Genomic DNA, 16,966 nt, shown 5'->3' with positions numbered 1-16,966 from the left:
GTATTCACTTCCTCGTTAATCTCCTTTCAGGCAGCTCGCATACTGGTTCGCCAGTTGAGTGAGGAACTGCGAATAGCTCGCTTTACTCAACTGGATGTTCGTTCCTAGCGGGTCAAGGGTTCCCATGCGCACGGATGTTCCCCTGGCCACGGCTTCTACGACCGCTGGCCTGAACTGTGGCTCAGCAAAAACGCAGGACGCTTTTTGCTCAACCAACTGTGTTCTGATCTCATGTAAACGCTGCGCACCAGGCTGAATTTCAGGGTTGACGGTAAAATGCCCACGCGGGGTCAGGCCGTAGTGTTTTTCGTAATAGCCATAGGCGTCATGAAAAACGAAATACCCTTTTCCTTTCAGCGGTGCCAGCTCGTTACCCACCTGCTTATCGGTTGCGGCTAATTGTGCCTCAAAATCTTTCAGGTTGGCGTCTAGTTTGGCTCGACTTTGCGGCATAAGTTCCACTAATTTGTCATGGATTGCAACCGCCGAAAGCCGCGCTATCTCTGGGGAGAGCCAAAGATGCATATTGTACTCGCCGTGATGGTGATCCCCGTCACCTTTTTCATCATGAGCATGATGACCTTCGTGTTCGTCACCGTCGTCATCACTCCCCTTCATGAGCAACGGTTTCACGCCAGAAAGTTCGGCAATGGTGACCTTTTTCGTGTCCGCGATCTGGTTCGCAGACTTCTGCATGAAGGCTTCCATCTCCGGCCCAATCCAGACAACTAAGTCCGCGTTTTGTAAGCGTTTTACATCAGATGGACGCAGGGAATAATCATGCTCAGAGGCACCATCGGGCAGCAGAACCTGGGTTTCCGTCACCCCATCTGCAATGGCCGATGCAATGAATCCCAGCGGTTTGAGCGAAGCGACAACGGCAGCGTTAACATCTTGTGCTGTTGTGCCCCAAAGGGCAGCGGATAATGCTGCGAAAAGAAGCGTATTTTTATGTAACATAATGCGACTAATCATCGTAATGAATGCGTGGAATGTGATATTATAACATTCGTTGACTTCTGCAAGCTTAAATTGACATGACAACTTTGGTTTCTCTTGAAAATGTTTCGGTCTCTTTCGGTCAGCGCCGCGTCCTTTCTGACGTGTCGCTGGATCTGAAGCCCGGTAAAATTCTGACGCTGCTCGGTCCGAACGGCGCGGGTAAATCCACCCTTGTGCGCGTGGTGCTGGGTCTGGTAGCCCCTGATGAAGGTGTCATCAAGCGTGAAGAAAAATTGCGTATCGGCTACGTGCCGCAAAAATTACATCTTGATGCCACGCTGCCGCTGACCGTCAGCCGCTTCCTGCGCCTGCGCCCGGGCACGCGTAAAGCCGATATTCTTCCGGCGCTGAAACGTGTCCAGGCGGGCCACCTGGTTGACGCGCCACTGCAAAAACTGTCCGGCGGGGAAACCCAGCGCGTGTTACTTGCCCGGGCGCTGCTCAGCAGCCCCCAGCTGCTGGTACTGGATGAGCCAACGCAGGGTGTGGACGTCAATGGTCAGGTCGCGCTTTACGATTTAATTGACCAGCTGCGCCACGAACTGAACTGCGCGGTGCTGATGGTCTCCCACGACCTGCATCTGGTGATGGCGAAAACCGACGAAGTGCTCTGTCTGAACCATCATATCTGCTGTTCCGGCACGCCTGAAGTGGTGTCAATGCACCCCGAATTTATCTCTATGTTTGGCCCTCGCGGGGCTGAACAACTGGGTATTTATCGCCATCATCATAACCACCGCCATGATTTACAGGGACGAATTGTCCTGCGCCGGGGAAATGGACACTCATGATTGAACTGTTACTGCCCGGCTGGCTGGCCGGGATTATGCTCGCCTGCGCCGCGGGTCCGCTTGGCTCGTTTGTGGTCTGGCGCAGAATGTCCTATTTCGGCGATACCCTGGCCCATGCTTCACTGCTGGGCGTGGCTTTTGGTTTGCTGCTGGACGTCAACCCGTTCTATGCGGTGATTGTCGTTACGCTGCTCCTCGCCGCCGGTCTGGTCTGGCTGGAAAAACGCCCTCACCTCGCCATTGATACCCTGCTCGGCATTATGGCGCACAGTGCGCTGTCGCTGGGCCTGGTGGTAGTGAGCCTGATGTCCAATATCCGCGTTGACCTGATGGCCTATCTGTTTGGCGACCTGCTCGCCGTGACGCCTGAAGATCTCATTGCTATTGCCATTGGCGTGGTGGTGGTGCTGGGTATTCTGCTGTGGCAGTGGCGTAATTTGCTGGCGATGACCGTCAGCCCGGATCTGGCGTTTGTAGACGGCGTGAAGCTGCAGCGGGTGAAACTGCTGCTGATGCTGGTGACGGCGTTAACCATCGGCGTGGCGATGAAGTTCGTCGGTGCGCTGATTATTACGTCGCTACTGATTATTCCTGCGGCCACCGCGCGTCGTTTTGCCCGTACGCCGGAGCAGATGGCAGGCGTGGCGGTGATTATCGGGATGATTGCGGTAACGGGCGGGTTAACCTTCTCGGCGTTCTATGACACGCCTGCGGGGCCGTCAGTGGTGCTGTGTGCGGCGGTGCTGTTTATTTTCAGTATGATGAAGAAGACCGCTAGTTGATATCGAGGGCGCTGATGCCCTCACCCTAACCCCTCTCCCTTTGGGCTGAGGAATCCCCAGTAATTTTTTACCGAAAGCGATGAATGTTGCTTCAGGAAAATGAATGACTTACAGCGACGCCCTGGTCCGGCTGTAAATCGCTGAGGCGTTTCCTGCAGGCCGGGGCGAGGCGCAGGGATGCGCCGAGAGGGCGGCTTTACAGGGACGTTACATCCGCCCGTCCCCGATAAGCCGGAAGGAATAAGCCGAAGGCACCGCGAAGCGGCGATTTACCGCCGGGAGCCCGGGTCGCCAGGGCGGTGGCGACTGAGCCGCCCTGGCACGTTCACGGATCATGTTGTTGCAGAGTAGCAAGGAACATAAAGTGAACGGAATGACCTCCACAGCCGTATGTTCCCCCTCACCCCAGCCCTCTCCCAAAGGGAGAGGGGGCCGTCTGTGCAGGCATTATTTATGGGGATCCCTCAGCCCTTTGGGAGAGGGAATTAAGCATTACGGCATTGCCGGTGGCGTGATACCAAAATGATTCCACGCCCGCACCGTGGCCATACGCCCACGCGGGGTACGTTGCAGGAAGCCCTGCTGGATCAGATACGGTTCGAGTACATCTTCAATTGTCTCGCGCTCTTCCCCGATTGCCGCCGCCAGGTTATCCAGCCCGACCGGCCCGCCAAAGAATTTGTCCAGCACCGCCAGCAGCAGCTTGCGGTCCATGTAGTCAAAACCCTCAGCATCGACATTCAGCATATCCAGCGCCTGAGCAGCAATTTCGGCAGAAATAGAACCATCGTGCTTCACTTCTGCAAAGTCACGGACGCGGCGCAGCAGGCGGTTAGCGATACGCGGTGTTCCGCGCGAACGCTTCGCCACTTCAAATGCCCCCTCTTCGCTCATATCCAGCCCCATATAGCGGGCACTGCGGCCCACGATATGCTGGAGGTCGGCGACCTGATAGAACTCGAGGCGCTGCACAATACCAAAGCGGTCGCGCAGTGGAGAGGTTAACGACCCGGCGCGGGTGGTGGCGCCAATCAGGGTAAACGGCGGCAGATCGATTTTGATCGAACGCGCGGCAGGGCCTTCGCCGATCATGATATCCAGCTGATAGTCTTCCATTGCCGGATAGAGAACCTCTTCCACCACCGGCGACAGGCGGTGGATCTCATCGATAAACAGCACGTCGTGCGGTTCAAGATTGGTCAGCATCGCCGCCAGATCGCCTGCTTTTTCCAGCACCGGGCCAGACGTGGTACGCAGGTTCACGCCCATTTCATTAGCAACGATATTCGCCAGGGTGGTTTTCCCCAAACCCGGAGGACCGAAAATCAGCAGGTGATCGAGCGCATCGCCGCGCAGCTTTGCCGCCTGGATGAAGATCTCCATCTGGGAACGCACCTGCGGCTGGCCAATATACTCATCAAGCAACTTCGGACGGATCGCACGATCCACCACGTCGTCTGCCTGAATAGTGCCTGCCGATACCAGGCGATCTGCTTCAATCATCCTTTACCTCACAATGCAGCGCGCAGCGCTTCACGAATCAGAGTTTCACTGCTGGCATCCGGTTTGGCAATTTTGCTCACCATTCGGCTGGCCTCCTGAGGTTTATAGCCCAGCGCCACCAGCGCGGCAACCGCTTCCTGCTCGGCATCATCATCCGACACAGGCGCACCCGGCGAAGTCAGCACCAGATCGGCAGCAGGGGTAAAGAGATCGCCATGCAGACCTTTAAAGCGGTCTTTCATCTCAACAATCAGGCGCTCTGCCGTTTTCTTACCAATGCCCGGGAGCTTAACCAGCGCGGCAGGATCTTCGCGCTCAACGGCATTCACGAACTGCTGGGCGGACATACCGGAGAGAATGGCCAGCGCCAGCTTCGGCCCGACGCCGTTGGTTTTAATCAGCTCGCGGAACAGGGTGCGTTCCTGTTTGTTGTTGAAGCCATAGAGCAGTTGAGCATCTTCACGCACCACAAACTGGGTAAAGACAATCGCCTCTTTGCCCGCGTCAGGCAGCTCGTAGAAGCAGGTCATTGGCATATGGACTTCATAGCCCACGCCGCCCACTTCCAGCAGCACTAACGGGGGTTGTTTTTCAATGATGATGCCTCTGAGTCTGCCTATCACGTGACGCTCCTGCGTTCTGGAAAATTATTGATTTGCGACATAATAAAAAAAGGCTGGATAAACATCCAGCCTGATTTCTCATTATCGTAACCTGCCTCGCGCCAGATTGAGCCGCGACTCGCTCATTTGCATCGCGTTCTGGCTGACATGACAGTGGGTGATCGCAATTGCCAGCGCATCGGCGGCATCGGCCTGCGGGTTCGCGGGGAGCTTCAACAGGGTACGCACCATATGCTGCACCTGGCTTTTCTCCGCGCTACCAATCCCCACCACCGTCTGCTTGACCTGTCTTGCCGCGTATTCAAATACCGGAAGATCCTGGTTCACGGCAGCAACAATTGCCACGCCCCGCGCCTGACCGAGCTTTAACGCCGAATCGGCGTTTTTCGCCATGAAGACCTGCTCGATGGCGAAATAGTCAGGCTGAAACTGGGTGATAATCTCCGTCACGCCTGCATAAATGAGCTTCAGTCGCGACGGCAGATCTTCGACTTTGGTGCGAATACAGCCACTGCCAAGGTAGGTTAACTGGCGTCCAACCTGACGGATAACGCCGTAACCGGTGACGCGTGAGCCGGGGTCAATCCCAAGGATAATCGACATCACGCGTCTCCCGTAAACGGTTTAAACGCTCTCATCAGAGAGTCGCTGCAACCTCATCAGAGATCTCACCGTTGTGATACACTTCCTGCACGTCGTCGCAGTCTTCAAGCATGTCGATCAGACGCAGCAGTTTTGGTGCCGTTTCAGCATCCATATCCGCTTTGGTGGACGGGATCATGGAGACTTCAGCGTTGTCGGCTTTCAGGCCCGCCGCTTCCAGCGCATCACGTACTGCGCCCATCTCTTCCCACGCGGTGTAGACATCGATAGCGCCATCGTCGAAGGTGACTACGTCTTCCGCACCCGCTTCCAGTGCCGCTTCCATGATGACATCTTCGTCGCCTTTCTCGAAGGAGATGACGCCTTTTTTGCTGAACAGATACGCTACAGAACCGTCAGTCCCCAGGTTACCGCCGGTTTTGGTGAACGCATGGCGCACTTCTGCAACGGTACGGTTACGGTTGTCGGACAGACATTCAACCATTACCGCGGTGCCGCCAGGACCGTAACCTTCATAAATGATGGTTTCCATGTTCGTGTCTTCATCACCGCCCACGCCACGAGCGATAGCACGGTTCAGGGTGTCACGCGTCATGTTGTTGGACAGCGCTTTATCTACTGCCGCACGCAGACGTGGGTTAGACGCCGGATCGCCGCCGCCCAGACGCGCTGCTGTCACCAGCTCGCGAATGATTTTGGTAAAGATCTTACCGCGCTTGGCATCCTGTGCCGCTTTGCGGTGTTTGGTGTTGGCCCACTTACTATGACCTGCCATAAAAAGTTCTCCAAAAATCGCGCCTTTTCAGGCTGCGTTAATTACAAATTCTTCAATCGCCTGCCGGTTGCTCCACGATTTGGTCAGTGCGGCGGCATCCGCCGCATCCACCCAGCGGTAGGTCAGATGTTCAGTGAACACGATCTCCCGTTCGTGAGGGAGCGCGAGACAGAACCACGATTCCGTGTTGCGCTCGATACCCGGTGCATAGCGATGACGTAAATGGCTAAAAATTTCGAACTCCACCGTGCGCTGACAGTCCTTCAGGGTCAGTTGCTCGCAAGCAACGTCAATGGTGACCTCTTCCTTTACTTCACGCGCGGCGGCCTGCGGCGCGGTTTCGCCCTCTTCCAGACTGCCGGTAACCGACTGCCAGAATTCAGGGTCATCGCGCCGCTGCAACATCAGCACCCGCTTCGTGTCCTGAGCGTAAATTACAACTAAGACAGAAACGGGACGCTTATATGCCATATCAGTTTTTCTCTTCCTTTTTCACCACGTCGATACCCAGCTCAGCCAGCGCGGCCGGGTTAGCGAAGCTTGGCGCTTCGGTCATCAGACACGCCGCTGCGGTGGTTTTCGGGAAGGCAATAACGTCACGGATGTTGTCGGTGCCGGTCAGCAGCATAGTCAGACGGTCGAGACCGAATGCCAGGCCTGCGTGAGGCGGCGTACCGTACTTCAGCGCATCCAGCAGGAAGCCGAACTTCTCGCGCTGTTCCTGTTCGTTGATGCCCAGAATGCCGAACACCGTCTGCTGCATCTCACCGCTGTGAATACGCACGGAGCCGCCGCCCACTTCATAGCCGTTGATAACCATATCGTAGGCGTTCGCGACCGCCTCTTCCGGTGCCGCTTTCAGCTCTGCCGCCGTCATGTCTTTTGGCGAGGTGAACGGGTGGTGCATGGCAGTCAGGCCGCCTTCACCGTCGTCTTCAAACATCGGGAAGTCGATAACCCACAACGGCGCCCATTTGCTCTCGTCGGTGAGGTTCAGATCTTTGCCCAGTTTCAGACGCAGCGCGCCCATTGCATCGGCAACAATTTTCTTGTTGTCAGCGCCGAAGAAGATCATGTCGCCATCCTGTGCGCCGGTGCGCTCAAGGATCGCTTCTACAATCTCCGCGTTCAGGAACTTCGCCACCGGGCTGGTGATACCTTCCAGACCTTTCGCACGCTCGGTTACTTTAATATAGGCCAGACCTTTCGCGCCGTAGATCTTGATGAAGTTGCCGTAGTCGTCAATCTGCTTACGGCTAAGCGCTGCACCGCCCGGTACACGCAGGGCTGCTACGCGACCTTTCGGATCGTTAGCCGGGCCGGCAAACACCGCAAACTCAACGGATTTCACCAGGTCAGCAACGTCCACCAGCTCCATAGGGTTACGCAGGTCTGGTTTGTCGGAGCCGTAACGACGCTCGGCTTCGGCGAAGGTCATAATGGGGAAGTCGCCCAGCTCCACGCCCTTCACGTCATTCCACAGGCTGCGCACCAGCGCTTCCATCACTTCACGCACCTGCTCAGCGGTCATGAAGGAGGTTTCCACATCGATCTGGGTAAATTCTGGCTGACGGTCAGCGCGCAGGTCTTCGTCACGGAAGCATTTTACGATCTGATAGTAGCGATCGAAGCCGGACATCATCAGCAGCTGTTTAAACAGCTGTGGAGACTGCGGCAGCGCGTAGAATTTGCCTTTATGAACGCGGGATGGCACCAGGTAATCGCGCGCGCCTTCCGGCGTGGCTTTGGTCAGCATCGGGGTTTCGATATCGAGGAAACCGTGGTCATCCATAAAGCGACGCACCAGGCTGGTGATTTTCGCACGGGTTTTCAGGCGCTGTGCCATCTCCGGGCGACGCAGATCCAGGTAGCGGTATTTCAGACGCGCTTCTTCAGTGTTGACGTGGTTGGAGTCCAGCGGCAGCGCTTCAGCACGGTTGATGATCGTCAGATCGGAGGCCAGCACTTCAATGGCACCGGTCGCCATATCTGCGTTGACGTTTTTCTCGTCACGCGCACGTACGGTGCCGGTGACCTGAATGCAGAACTCATTACGCAGCTCAGAAGCCAGCTTCAACGCGTCCGCGCGATCCGGATCGAAGAACACCTGAACGATACCTTCGCGGTCGCGCATATCAATGAAGATAAGGCTACCAAGATCACGACGACGGTTGACCCAACCACACAGGGTCACCTGCTGTCCGACGTGGGACTGACGCAGCTGCCCGCAATATTCTGTACGCATGAGATATCCCTTAATTAGCCGCAGGCTAAATGTCGCCTGGTATGCAGGCTACTATGTCGCAGCTTTCTGTATGTCACAACTGGATGAAAAAAGGCGGCTATTATACTGGAAATTCCGCCGGACGATAAGAGCGAAGCACGGCCAGACGCACGTTTGCTGCGCTCTTATTGCGCATTCTCACAAAAATTAACAAAATTATCCGACCGATAACAGGCCATAACGTCGTAAGGTGTAACGGAAGCGATTCATTTAACTGGAGTTACCATGCTGACACTTGATGCCCGCAAAACCGCCCTGGTGGTGATTGATCTACAGGAAGGGATCCTTCCCTTTGCCGGTGGCCCGCACACCGCTGATGATGTCGTCAGCCGTGCCGCCCGTCTGGCGGAAAAATGCCGCGCCAGCGGCGCACCGGTTGTCATGGTGCGCGTTGGCTGGTCGGCCGATTTTGCCGAAGCGTTAAAACAGCCGGTTGACGCCCAGGCGCCCGCGCACGCCCTGCCGGACAACTGGTGGACGTATCCGGTCTCGCTCGGCAAACGCGACAGCGATATCGAAGTGACCAAACGCCAGTGGGGCGCCTTCTATGGCACCGACCTGGAGCTGCAGCTGCGTCGCCGCGGTATCGACACCATTATCCTGTGCGGGATCTCCACCAACATTGGCGTGGAATCCACCGCCCGTAACGCCTGGGAGTTGGGCTTTAACCTGGTGATTGCCGAAGACGCATGTAGCGCGGCTTCTGCGGAACAACACCAGGGCAGCATGACCCACATTTTCCCGCGCATCGGTCGCGTGCGCAGCACGGATGAGATTTTAAGCGCGTTATGATGTACGTGGGCCTGCCCCAGTGGTCGCACCCGAAATGGGTGCGCCTTGGCATAACCAGCCTTGAAGAGTACGCCCGGCACTTTAACTGCGTGGAGGGCAACACCACGCTGTATGCCCTTCCCCGGGCAGAGATTGTCGAGCGCTGGCGGGATCAAACCACGGATGATTTCCGCTTCTGCTTTAAATTTCCGGCAACCATCTCCCATAACGCCGCCCTGCGTAACTGCGGTGATTTAACCGAAGAGTTTTTTGGCCGAATGTCGCCACTGGCAAACCGTATCGGCCAGTACTGGCTGCAGCTTCCCGCCACCTTTGGTCCGCGCGATCTGCCCGCGCTCTGGCCATTCCTTGATGGCCTGCCCCGGGACTTTACCTACGGCGTTGAAGTGAGACATCCTGAATTTTTTGCCAAAGGCGAGGTGGAGAAAGCACTCAACCGGGGATTGCATGAGCGCTCAGTCAACCGCGTCATCCTTGACAGTCGTCCTGTTCACAGCGCAATTGCGCATAACGAAGCCATTATTGATGCCCAGCGCAAGAAGCCCAAAGTCCCGGTCCACGCTATCGTAACCGCGCACAATCCGATGGTCCGGTTTATCGGCAGCGACAATATGCAGCAAAATCAGGAGATGTTCGCCGTCTGGCTGCACACGTTAGCGAAATGGGAACAGACCACCACGCCGTATCTTTTTTTACATACGCCGGATATCGCCCAGGCCCCCGAACTGGTCGATACGCTCTGGCAGGCCCTGCAAACCGCGGTTCCGTCGCTCGGCAGCGCGCCCTCCATCCCACAACAATCTTCTCTTTTCTGAGATCACGCCATATCATAGAGACGCCATCTGCCAAAACACAGGGAGTTTGTATGGTCAGCGCGTTGTATGCGGTGCTAGGTGCATTACTGCTGATTAAATTTTCATTTGATGTTGTGCGACTCAGAATGCAGTACCGCGTCTCATACGGCGACGGGGGGTTTTCCGAACTGCAAAGCGCTATCCGTATCCACGGCAACGCGGTTGAGTACATTCCGGTGGCACTCATTTTGCTGCTGTTTATGGAGATGAATGGCGCCGAAACATGGATGGTACACATTTGTGGCCTGCTGCTGATTGCGGGTCGGTTAATGCATTATTACGGCTTTCACCACCGCTTATTCCGCTGGCGTCGTTCCGGCATGAGCGCGACATGGTGTTCGCTTTTGCTGATGGTGCTGGCTAACCTTTGGTATATGCCGTGGGAGTTGGTTTTCTCCTTCCGTTAGCGCACAATACGCCACTTTATTTTTCCCGGATTTTTACGTTATGTCAGATCGCGACACGCTTTTTTCCGCGCCTATCGCCAGCCTGGGCGACTGGACCTTCGATGAACGGGTAGCCGAAGTCTTCCCGGATATGATCCAGCGCTCTGTTCCCGGTTATTCCAATATTATCTCCATGATCGGCATGCTGGCTGAGCGCTTCGTTCAACCCGGCACGCAGGTGTATGACCTGGGCTGCTCGCTCGGCGCGGCAACGTTGTCGGTACGTCGTAACGTTCATCACGAAGGCTGTAAAATCATTGCCGTCGATAACTCCCCGGCGATGGTTGAACGCTGCCGCCGTCATATTGATGCCTGGAAAGCGGCAACTCCGGTCGAGGTCGTTGAAGGCGACATTCGTGACATCGAAATCCGCAACGCCTCGATGGTCGTGCTGAATTTTACCCTGCAGTTCCTGGTGCCCGATGACCGCCAGCGGCTGCTGGACAAAATTTATCAGGGCCTTAACCCCGGTGGCGCGCTGGTGCTGTCTGAGAAATTTAGCTTTGAAGACGCGACCGTCGGCGAACTGCTGTTCAACATGCACCACGATTTCAAACGTGCAAACGGCTACAGCGAGCTGGAGATTAGCCAGAAACGCAGCATGCTGGAAAACGTGATGCTGACGGACTCCGTGGAAACCCATAAAGCGCGTCTGCGCCAGGCAGGCTTTGAGCACAGCGAACTGTGGTTCCAGTGCTTTAACTTTGGCTCCCTGGTGGCGCTGAAAGCTGAGGATACGGCATGATTGAGTTCGGTAACTTCTATCAGCTGATTGCAAAAAACCATCTCTCCCACTGGCTGGAGACCCTGCCTGCGCAGATTGCCAACTGGCAGCGCGATCAGCAGCATGGGCTGTTGAAGCAGTGGTCAAATGCGGTGGAGTTTCTGCCGGAGCTGACGCCTCACCGTCTGGATCTGCTGCACAGCGTCACGGCCGAAAGCGCAGAGCCGCTGCCCGCCGGGCAGATTAATCGCATCGAAACGCTGATGCGTAACCTGATGCCGTGGCGCAAAGGACCGTTTTCGCTCTACGGGGTGAATATCAATACTGAATGGCGCTCCGACTGGAAATGGGATCGCGTGCTGCCGCACCTCTCCGACCTGACCGGGCGTACCATTCTGGACGTCGGCTGCGGTAGCGGTTACCACATGTGGCGCATGATTGGCGCGGGCGCGCATTTAGCCGTTGGCATCGACCCGATGCAGTTGTTCCTGTGCCAGTTCGAAGCCGTGCGTAAGCTACTGGGTAACGACCAGCGCGCGCATTTGCTGCCGCTGGGCATTGAGCAACTGCCCGCGCTGAAAGCGTTTGATACCGTCTTCTCCATGGGCGTGCTTTACCACCGCCGTTCCCCGCTGGAGCATTTATGGCAGCTGAAAGATCAGCTGGTCAGCGGCGGCGAACTGGTGCTGGAAACGCTGGTGGTCGAAGGCGATGAAAATACCGTTCTGGTTCCCGGCGATCGTTACGCGCAAATGCGCAACGTCTACTTCATTCCTTCCGCGCTGGCGCTGAAAAACTGGCTGGAGAAGTGCGGATTTGTGGATGTGCGCATCGCCGACGTCTGCGTGACCTCCATCGAGGAGCAACGCCGCACGGAGTGGATGGTGACCGAATCGCTGGAGCAGTTCCTTGACCCAACCGACCACAGCAAAACCGTTGAAGGCTATCCGGCGCCAATGCGTGCGGTGTTGATTGCCACGAAGCCGTAGCCTTTTAGCCGGGTGGCGGCTGCGCCTTACCCGGCCTGGTCATCGCAGGTTTTCTCCAAAATATTTCAAGTTGCAGCAAGGCGGCAACGCAGCGAATCCCCAGGAGCTTACATCAGTAAGTGACTGGGGGGAGCGAGGCAGCCAACGCAGCTGCGGCTTGAAATATGAAGGAGAAAAAAAGGCCCCTGTGTAATTGGCAGGGGCCTGGTACAAGCAAGCATCATATTGGGCGACATGATGCGCGGTAAAAATCGGTACGTTGCTACACGTGATGACGTTCAATCAGCGATTTCATTTCCGCAACCGACTCTCCATCTACACCGTAGCGTGAGTACTCATCCGCTTCAGCATCCGTCGACATAGACAACCCTGTGTTGCGATAACGCATGGGCGACGGTATCCATTTCCCGGCAGAGCTGTGAAGCTCTTCCACCCCGGCGTTTAAAAACAGTTCCAGATTGCTGGCACGGACTCCCGCACCCGCCATTATTATTGGAACACCGGAATGTGCTTTTAGTTCCGTAATTAATTGCAGTCCTTTTTCAGCCGACGACTGCTGGCCCGATGTCAGCACACGCGCCACGCCAAGTTCCGCAAGGGTATCAAAGGCTTGCAATGGATTTTTACACATATCGAACGCGCGATGAAATGTTACCGCCATCCCCTTTGCGGCCGCCATTACCTGGCGCATACGCGGTACATCGACGTTGCCTTCTTCATCGAGCAGCCCCGTCACCAGCCCCGGGAAACCCAGATCGCGAACAAGGGCGATATCGTCAAGCATGGCATTGAACTCGCCTGCCGTGTAACAAAAATCACCGCCCCGAGGACGAATGATAGGGTGTACCGGAACGGTGACAGCCTGACGGGCAGACTTCAACACACCGTACGAGGGCGTTAACCCCCCTTCTTTCGGTGCCGCGCACAGTTCAATGCGGTCAGCCCCCCGCTGTTGCGCCGTCGCGGCACACTCCACGCTGTAACAGCAAATCTCCAGCAGCGCCATCCACTCCTCCTAAAATTTCGCGTAATGCACCATCATGACACGCCGCTCCCGGCCGGTCTTCGCGTGTCGTCACAACGCTTACTCTTCGCTGGCAACAATCTGTTCTATCGTCCAGGGATGGAACTTCACCGTCACCTGTCCGTCAGTCACGGCCAGCGTCGGGTTCGGTAAACGCTCGCGCTCGCCTTTTGGTGAACTCGTTTTCACAAAGATACCCGGCTTGCTCAACCCCTCATCAGACAGCAGCGCCAGCGCGCGCGCATTCAGCGTTTCGGGCTCGCCAGGCAACACGATTTCGATGTGCTCCCAGCCTTCATGCGGGTAACGTTTTTCTCCCGGCCACGGCAGTTCAACAACGCTAAATTGCCAGTGCGCTACGCAGACCGGCTCATGCAGTTTAAACAGGCAGATAGGACGGCCGTTGATGATGTTCTCAGAGAGCAGTTCCCCGCACTGTTCAAACCCGCGACGCCAGCGCTCGGCTGTGGCGTTCTGATGACAGCGCAAGGAGATGTGATCGGCCTCAAGCGGTGCGATGTCCAGACCAAGACGGGTGGCAAGTTCTGTGAACGCCTGGGTGAAGCGCGGTAAATCTGCGGAAATATCATGCAGTTCGTCAATGGATTGCCAGTTCGCCATAAGTCAGTCTCTTATCGTGTCGCAAAGCCGCTAATTTACTCTGTTGCCCCCTTTTGACCAACCGCGGAATGACGCTTTTTATCACTGCATGATTATGCATGCTTTCTTAGCCTGGATTCTGCGCAATCTTCGCCCCCCGCAATGCTGACGCCAGAAGGCATTTGCAGTATACTCCCGCCCTCATTCTTTAACTGGCGCGGGTGGCAGTCAGCCCGCATCAAAAACGTAAGGTATCCAGGTGAATATTCAGGCTCTTCTCTCAGAAAAAGTCAGTCAGGCACTGATTGCCGCAGGTGCGCCTGCGGATTGCGAACCGCAGGTTCGTCAGTCAGCGAAAGTACAGTTTGGCGACTATCAGGCTAATGGCGTGATGGCAGTGGCTAAAAAACTGGGCATGCCGCCGCGACAACTGGCTGAGCAGGTGCTGACTCATCTGGATCTCACCGGCATTGCCAGCAAAACCGAAATCGCGGGCCCGGGCTTTATCAACATTTTCCTTGAGCCGGCCTTCCTGGCAAGCCACGTTGACGCAGCGCTGAAATCTGACCGTCTGGGCGTAACCCAGCCAGAGCCACAGACCGTGGTGATTGACTACTCCGCGCCAAACGTCGCGAAAGAGATGCACGTTGGCCACCTGCGCTCCACCATCATCGGTGACGCGGCAGTACGCACCCTTGAGTTCCTCGGTCACAAGGTGATCCGCGCGAACCACGTGGGCGACTGGGGTACCCAGTTCGGTATGCTGATTGCTTACCTGGAAAAACAGCAGCAGGAAAACGCGGGTGAAATGGCGCTGGCGGACCTGGAAGGGTTCTACCGTGAAGCCAAAAAACACTACGACGAAGATGAAGCCTTCGCCGAGCGCGCGCGTAGCTATGTGGTGAAACTGCAGGGCGGCGACCCGTACTTCCTGGAGATGTGGCGCAAGCTGGTGGACATCACCATGTCCCAGAACCAGCTCACCTATAACCGTCTGAACGTCACCCTGACCCGCGACGACGTGATGGGTGAAAGCCTCTATAACCCAATGCTGCCGGGCATTGTAGCCGACCTGAAGGCCAAACATCTGGCGGTTGAGAGCGAAGGCGCAACGGTCGTATTCCTTGATGAGTACAAAAACAAGGAAGGCGAACCGATGGGCGTGATCATCCAGAAAAAGGATGGCGGCTACCTCTACACCACCACCGATATCGCCTGTGCGAAGTACCGTTACGAAACGCTGCATGCTGACCGCGTGCTGTACTACATCGACTCCCGTCAGCACCAGCACCTGATGCAGGCGTGGACTATCGTGCGTAAAGCCGGTTATGTTCCCGATTGCGTGCCGCTGGAACACCACATGTTCGGCATGATGCTGGGTAAAGACGGCAAGCCGTTCAAAACCCGTGCGGGCGGTACGGTGAAGCTGTCCGACCTGCTGGATGAAGCGCTGGAACGCGCCCGTCGCCTGGTGGCAGAGAAGAACCCGGATATGCCGGCCGAGGAGCTGGAAAAACTGGCGAACGCCGTGGGTATCGGTGCGGTGAAATACGCGGATCTCTCCAAGAACCGTACCACCGACTATATCTTCGACTGGGACAACATGCTGGCGTTTGAAGGTAACACCGCGCCGTACATGCAGTATGCCTACACCCGCGTGCTCTCGGTGTTCCGTAAAGCGAATATCGATGAAAGCGTGCTGGCGAATGCGACCGTTACCATTACCGAAGATCGCGAAGCCCAGCTGGCGGCCCGTCTGCTGCAGTTTGAAGAGACGCTGTCCGTGGTTGCGCGCGACGGTACGCCGCACGTGATGTGTGCTTACCTGTACGATCTGGCCGGTCTGTTCTCCGGCTTCTACGAGCACTGCCCTATTCTGTCTGCGGAAAATGAATCGGTCCGCAACAGCCGCCTGAAGCTGGCGCAGCTGACGGCGAAGACCCTGAAGCTGGGTCTGGATACCCTGGGTATCGAAACCGTAGAACGTATGTAATACAAAAAACCCGGCTATCATCGCCGGGTTTTTTTATGATCAGAAGTACTTCCGCAAATACTCCGTCAAACAGAGGATTGCCATTGCCTGACCGTACGGCATCGACGTCAGCGGGCTCTGGCGGTAAAACTCCAGATCGCTCCCCATCCCGGTTCCGAACGACGTTTGCAGCAGCTCCCCTTCCGGCGAGATGTTTTTCACAATCCCTCTGATGGCTTTCTCCGCGACATCAGCGTATTCCGCCGCCACATAGCGTTTACGCACGGCCTTAAGAATACCGTAGGCAAAGCCTGCCGTGGCCGACGCCTCCAGGTATGAGTCTGGGTCGTCGAGCAGCGTATGCCACAGGCCACTGTCGTCCTGGCATGTCGCCAGCGCGGCAATCTGCGCATTGAGAACCTGCGTCAGATAACGGCGCACGGCGTTGTTTTCCGGCAGATCGACCAGTTCGAGGAAGTCCGGGATCACAATGGTGAGCCAGCTGTTGCCACGCGCCCAGCGGGCATGGGCAAAGTTATGGTTGCCGTCATAGTTCCAGCCGTGGAACCACAGCCCGGTCTCCCGGTCCATCAGGTTCTGCACATGCAGCAGGAACTGGTACACCGCCTCCTCAACGTATTCCGGTTTGTTCAGCAGCTTGCCAATTTTGGCCAGCGGCAGGACCGTCATCATCAGCGTGTCATCCCACATCTGCTGCGCGTTCTCTTCCGCCAGGGTAATGTGCTGCATGCCGCCGTGTTCGGTACGCGGCATCTCATGCATCGCCCACTCCGCCCAGCTCTCCAGCCACGGCAGCCAGGCCGGATTTCGGGTCTCTTCATAGCGGTACGCCAGCGTCAGGAACGGCGACATGGTATTCACGTTTTTGGTGGTTGCCCCTTCCGCAAAACGGTCCGCAAACCAGCTGTCGATAATGTCGCGCATTCCGTCGTCGCCGGTCAGGCAGTAGTACTGCCAGATACCGTACAACCCGACGCCGTGCGTCCACTCCCACCCTGCCCAGCCTTTGGTATCTATGACGCGCCCGTCGTCCAGCCGCAGCAAAAATTCACCCGTTTTGTCGTGGATATTGACCAGGTTATGCGTCACCTTCTGAATCAGCGATTTCAGCTCGTCCCTGGCGATAAAACGCTCTGGCTGACGCAGCAAGGGGCTATGTTTGACAGGCCAAATTTTCATCA

18 protein-coding genes are annotated in these 16,966 nt (G+C 56.4%); 8 read left to right on the top strand and 10 right to left on the bottom strand.

What is annotated here, in order from left to right; genetic code table 11:
- Nucleotides 1-15: 15 nt before the first annotated feature.
- Complete coding sequence (gene znuA, locus M8370_RS04455; RefSeq protein WP_013096089.1) at nucleotides 16-960, bottom strand: zinc ABC transporter substrate-binding protein ZnuA; 945 nt, start codon at nucleotides 958-960, stop codon at nucleotides 16-18.
- 77 nt (nucleotides 961-1,037) lie between these two features.
- Between znuA and znuC the strand changes: the two genes are divergently transcribed.
- Together znuC and znuB are read left to right on the top strand one after the other, a co-directional pair.
- Nucleotides 1,038-1,793 (top strand): zinc ABC transporter ATP-binding protein ZnuC, encoded by a 756-nt coding sequence (gene znuC, locus M8370_RS04450; RefSeq protein ID WP_014832401.1) that lies wholly within the window; start codon nucleotides 1,038-1,040, stop codon nucleotides 1,791-1,793.
- Nucleotides 1,790-2,575, top strand: a complete 786-nt coding sequence (znuB, locus tag M8370_RS04445; RefSeq protein WP_013096087.1) for a zinc ABC transporter permease subunit ZnuB — start codon at nucleotides 1,790-1,792, stop codon at nucleotides 2,573-2,575. The genes znuC and znuB overlap by 4 nt, the downstream gene beginning before the upstream one ends.
- Before the next feature lie 492 nt (nucleotides 2,576-3,067).
- On the opposite strand, the gene ruvB is transcribed toward znuB, so the two are convergent.
- The 6 genes from ruvB to aspS all read right to left on the bottom strand — a co-directional run bounded on the left by ruvB (nucleotide 3,068) and on the right by aspS (nucleotide 8,324).
- Entirely contained in the window at nucleotides 3,068-4,078 is a 1,011-nt protein-coding gene (gene ruvB, locus M8370_RS04440) for a Holliday junction branch migration DNA helicase RuvB (RefSeq protein ID WP_013096086.1), read from the bottom strand.
- Between the two features lie 8 nt (nucleotides 4,079-4,086).
- On the bottom strand, nucleotides 4,087-4,701 hold the full coding sequence (gene ruvA / locus M8370_RS04435; RefSeq protein ID WP_013096085.1) for a Holliday junction branch migration protein RuvA: 615 nt from the start codon (nucleotides 4,699-4,701) through the stop codon (nucleotides 4,087-4,089).
- A gap of 81 nt (nucleotides 4,702-4,782) precedes the next feature.
- A complete protein-coding gene (gene ruvC, locus M8370_RS04430) occupies nucleotides 4,783-5,304 on the bottom strand; it encodes a crossover junction endodeoxyribonuclease RuvC (protein ID WP_013096083.1) in 522 nt (173 codons plus the stop codon).
- A gap of 34 nt (nucleotides 5,305-5,338) precedes the next feature.
- Entirely contained in the window at nucleotides 5,339-6,079 is a 741-nt protein-coding gene (locus tag M8370_RS04425) for a YebC/PmpR family DNA-binding transcriptional regulator (RefSeq protein WP_013096082.1), read from the bottom strand.
- A gap of 27 nt (nucleotides 6,080-6,106) precedes the next feature.
- Nucleotides 6,107-6,550 (bottom strand): dihydroneopterin triphosphate diphosphatase, encoded by a 444-nt coding sequence (gene nudB, locus M8370_RS04420; RefSeq protein ID WP_023620451.1) that lies wholly within the window; start codon nucleotides 6,548-6,550, stop codon nucleotides 6,107-6,109.
- Between the two features lies 1 nt (nucleotide 6,551).
- Nucleotides 6,552-8,324, bottom strand: coding sequence for an aspartate--tRNA ligase (gene aspS, locus M8370_RS04415; protein ID WP_013096080.1), 1,773 nt, complete (start codon nucleotides 8,322-8,324; stop codon nucleotides 6,552-6,554).
- A 264-nt stretch (nucleotides 8,325-8,588) separates the two neighbouring features.
- On the opposite strand from aspS, the gene M8370_RS04410 reads away from it, so the two are divergent.
- From M8370_RS04410 to cmoB, 5 genes are read left to right on the top strand one after another with little or no spacing between them, the layout of a single operon-like run.
- A complete protein-coding gene (locus M8370_RS04410; protein WP_013096079.1) occupies nucleotides 8,589-9,155 on the top strand; it encodes a hydrolase in 567 nt (188 codons plus the stop codon).
- On the top strand, nucleotides 9,152-9,970 hold the full coding sequence (locus M8370_RS04405) for a DUF72 domain-containing protein (protein ID WP_013096078.1): 819 nt from the start codon (nucleotides 9,152-9,154) through the stop codon (nucleotides 9,968-9,970). Before M8370_RS04410 ends, M8370_RS04405 begins: the two co-directional genes overlap by 4 nt.
- 50 nt (nucleotides 9,971-10,020) lie before the next feature.
- Nucleotides 10,021-10,416, top strand: coding sequence for an MAPEG family protein (locus M8370_RS04400; RefSeq protein ID WP_013096077.1), 396 nt, complete (start codon nucleotides 10,021-10,023; stop codon nucleotides 10,414-10,416).
- Nucleotides 10,417-10,456: 40 nt separating this feature from the next.
- A complete protein-coding gene (gene cmoA, locus M8370_RS04395; protein WP_250020547.1) occupies nucleotides 10,457-11,200 on the top strand; it encodes a carboxy-S-adenosyl-L-methionine synthase CmoA in 744 nt (247 codons plus the stop codon).
- The gene (gene cmoB / locus M8370_RS04390) at nucleotides 11,197-12,168 is read left to right on the top strand and encodes a tRNA 5-methoxyuridine(34)/uridine 5-oxyacetic acid(34) synthase CmoB (RefSeq protein WP_095439701.1); all 972 of its coding nucleotides are present in this window, start codon (nucleotides 11,197-11,199) and stop codon (nucleotides 12,166-12,168) included. Before cmoA ends, cmoB begins: the two co-directional genes overlap by 4 nt.
- Before the next feature lie 262 nt (nucleotides 12,169-12,430).
- Here the strand turns inward: cmoB and cutC are convergent, their stop codons facing one another.
- Nucleotides 12,431-13,174 carry a copper homeostasis protein CutC gene (cutC, locus tag M8370_RS04385; protein WP_047352442.1) on the bottom strand — a complete coding sequence of 248 codons (744 nt, stop codon included), beginning with the start codon at nucleotides 13,172-13,174 and terminating at the stop codon, nucleotides 12,431-12,433.
- A gap of 78 nt (nucleotides 13,175-13,252) precedes the next feature.
- Nucleotides 13,253-13,813, bottom strand: coding sequence for a VOC family protein (locus tag M8370_RS04380; RefSeq protein ID WP_038419925.1), 561 nt, complete (start codon nucleotides 13,811-13,813; stop codon nucleotides 13,253-13,255).
- Between the two features lie 238 nt (nucleotides 13,814-14,051).
- Between M8370_RS04380 and argS the strand changes: the two genes are divergently transcribed.
- Nucleotides 14,052-15,785, top strand: coding sequence for an arginine--tRNA ligase (argS, locus tag M8370_RS04375; RefSeq protein ID WP_029882318.1), 1,734 nt, complete (start codon nucleotides 14,052-14,054; stop codon nucleotides 15,783-15,785).
- 39 nt (nucleotides 15,786-15,824) lie between these two features.
- Here the strand turns inward: argS and bglB are convergent, their stop codons facing one another.
- Complete coding sequence (gene bglB / locus M8370_RS04370) at nucleotides 15,825-16,964, bottom strand: beta-galactosidase BglB (RefSeq protein WP_250020578.1); 1,140 nt, start codon at nucleotides 16,962-16,964, stop codon at nucleotides 15,825-15,827.
- Nucleotides 16,965-16,966 lie beyond the last annotated feature (2 nt).

The sequence above is a fragment of the Enterobacter cloacae complex sp. OE43NF genome, assembly GCF_023544405.1.
GTDB lineage: Bacteria > Pseudomonadota > Gammaproteobacteria > Enterobacterales > Enterobacteriaceae > Enterobacter > Enterobacter cloacae.
This window is presented reverse-complemented; position numbering and strand designations above follow the sequence as displayed.

Coding starts and splice junctions, on each gene's coding strand:
- znuA (WP_013096089.1), bottom strand. CDS start 960: ATGTTACATAAAAATACGCTTCTTTTCGCAGCATTATCCGCTGCCCTT.
- znuC (WP_014832401.1), top strand. CDS start 1,038: ATGACAACTTTGGTTTCTCTTGAAAATGTTTCGGTCTCTTTCGGTCAG.
- znuB (WP_013096087.1), top strand. CDS start 1,790: ATGATTGAACTGTTACTGCCCGGCTGGCTGGCCGGGATTATGCTCGCC.
- ruvB (WP_013096086.1), bottom strand. CDS start 4,078: ATGATTGAAGCAGATCGCCTGGTATCGGCAGGCACTATTCAGGCAGAC.
- ruvC (WP_013096083.1), bottom strand. CDS start 5,304: ATGTCGATTATCCTTGGGATTGACCCCGGCTCACGCGTCACCGGTTAC.
- M8370_RS04425 (WP_013096082.1), bottom strand. CDS start 6,079: ATGGCAGGTCATAGTAAGTGGGCCAACACCAAACACCGCAAAGCGGCA.
- nudB (WP_023620451.1), bottom strand. CDS start 6,550: ATGGCATATAAGCGTCCCGTTTCTGTCTTAGTTGTAATTTACGCTCAG.
- aspS (WP_013096080.1), bottom strand. CDS start 8,324: ATGCGTACAGAATATTGCGGGCAGCTGCGTCAGTCCCACGTCGGACAG.
- M8370_RS04410 (WP_013096079.1), top strand. CDS start 8,589: ATGCTGACACTTGATGCCCGCAAAACCGCCCTGGTGGTGATTGATCTA.
- M8370_RS04405 (WP_013096078.1), top strand. CDS start 9,152: ATGATGTACGTGGGCCTGCCCCAGTGGTCGCACCCGAAATGGGTGCGC.
- M8370_RS04400 (WP_013096077.1), top strand. CDS start 10,021: ATGGTCAGCGCGTTGTATGCGGTGCTAGGTGCATTACTGCTGATTAAA.
- cmoA (WP_250020547.1), top strand. CDS start 10,457: ATGTCAGATCGCGACACGCTTTTTTCCGCGCCTATCGCCAGCCTGGGC.
- cmoB (WP_095439701.1), top strand. CDS start 11,197: ATGATTGAGTTCGGTAACTTCTATCAGCTGATTGCAAAAAACCATCTC.
- cutC (WP_047352442.1), bottom strand. CDS start 13,174: ATGGCGCTGCTGGAGATTTGCTGTTACAGCGTGGAGTGTGCCGCGACG.
- M8370_RS04380 (WP_038419925.1), bottom strand. CDS start 13,813: ATGGCGAACTGGCAATCCATTGACGAACTGCATGATATTTCCGCAGAT.
- bglB (WP_250020578.1), bottom strand. CDS start 16,964: ATGAAAATTTGGCCTGTCAAACATAGCCCCTTGCTGCGTCAGCCAGAG.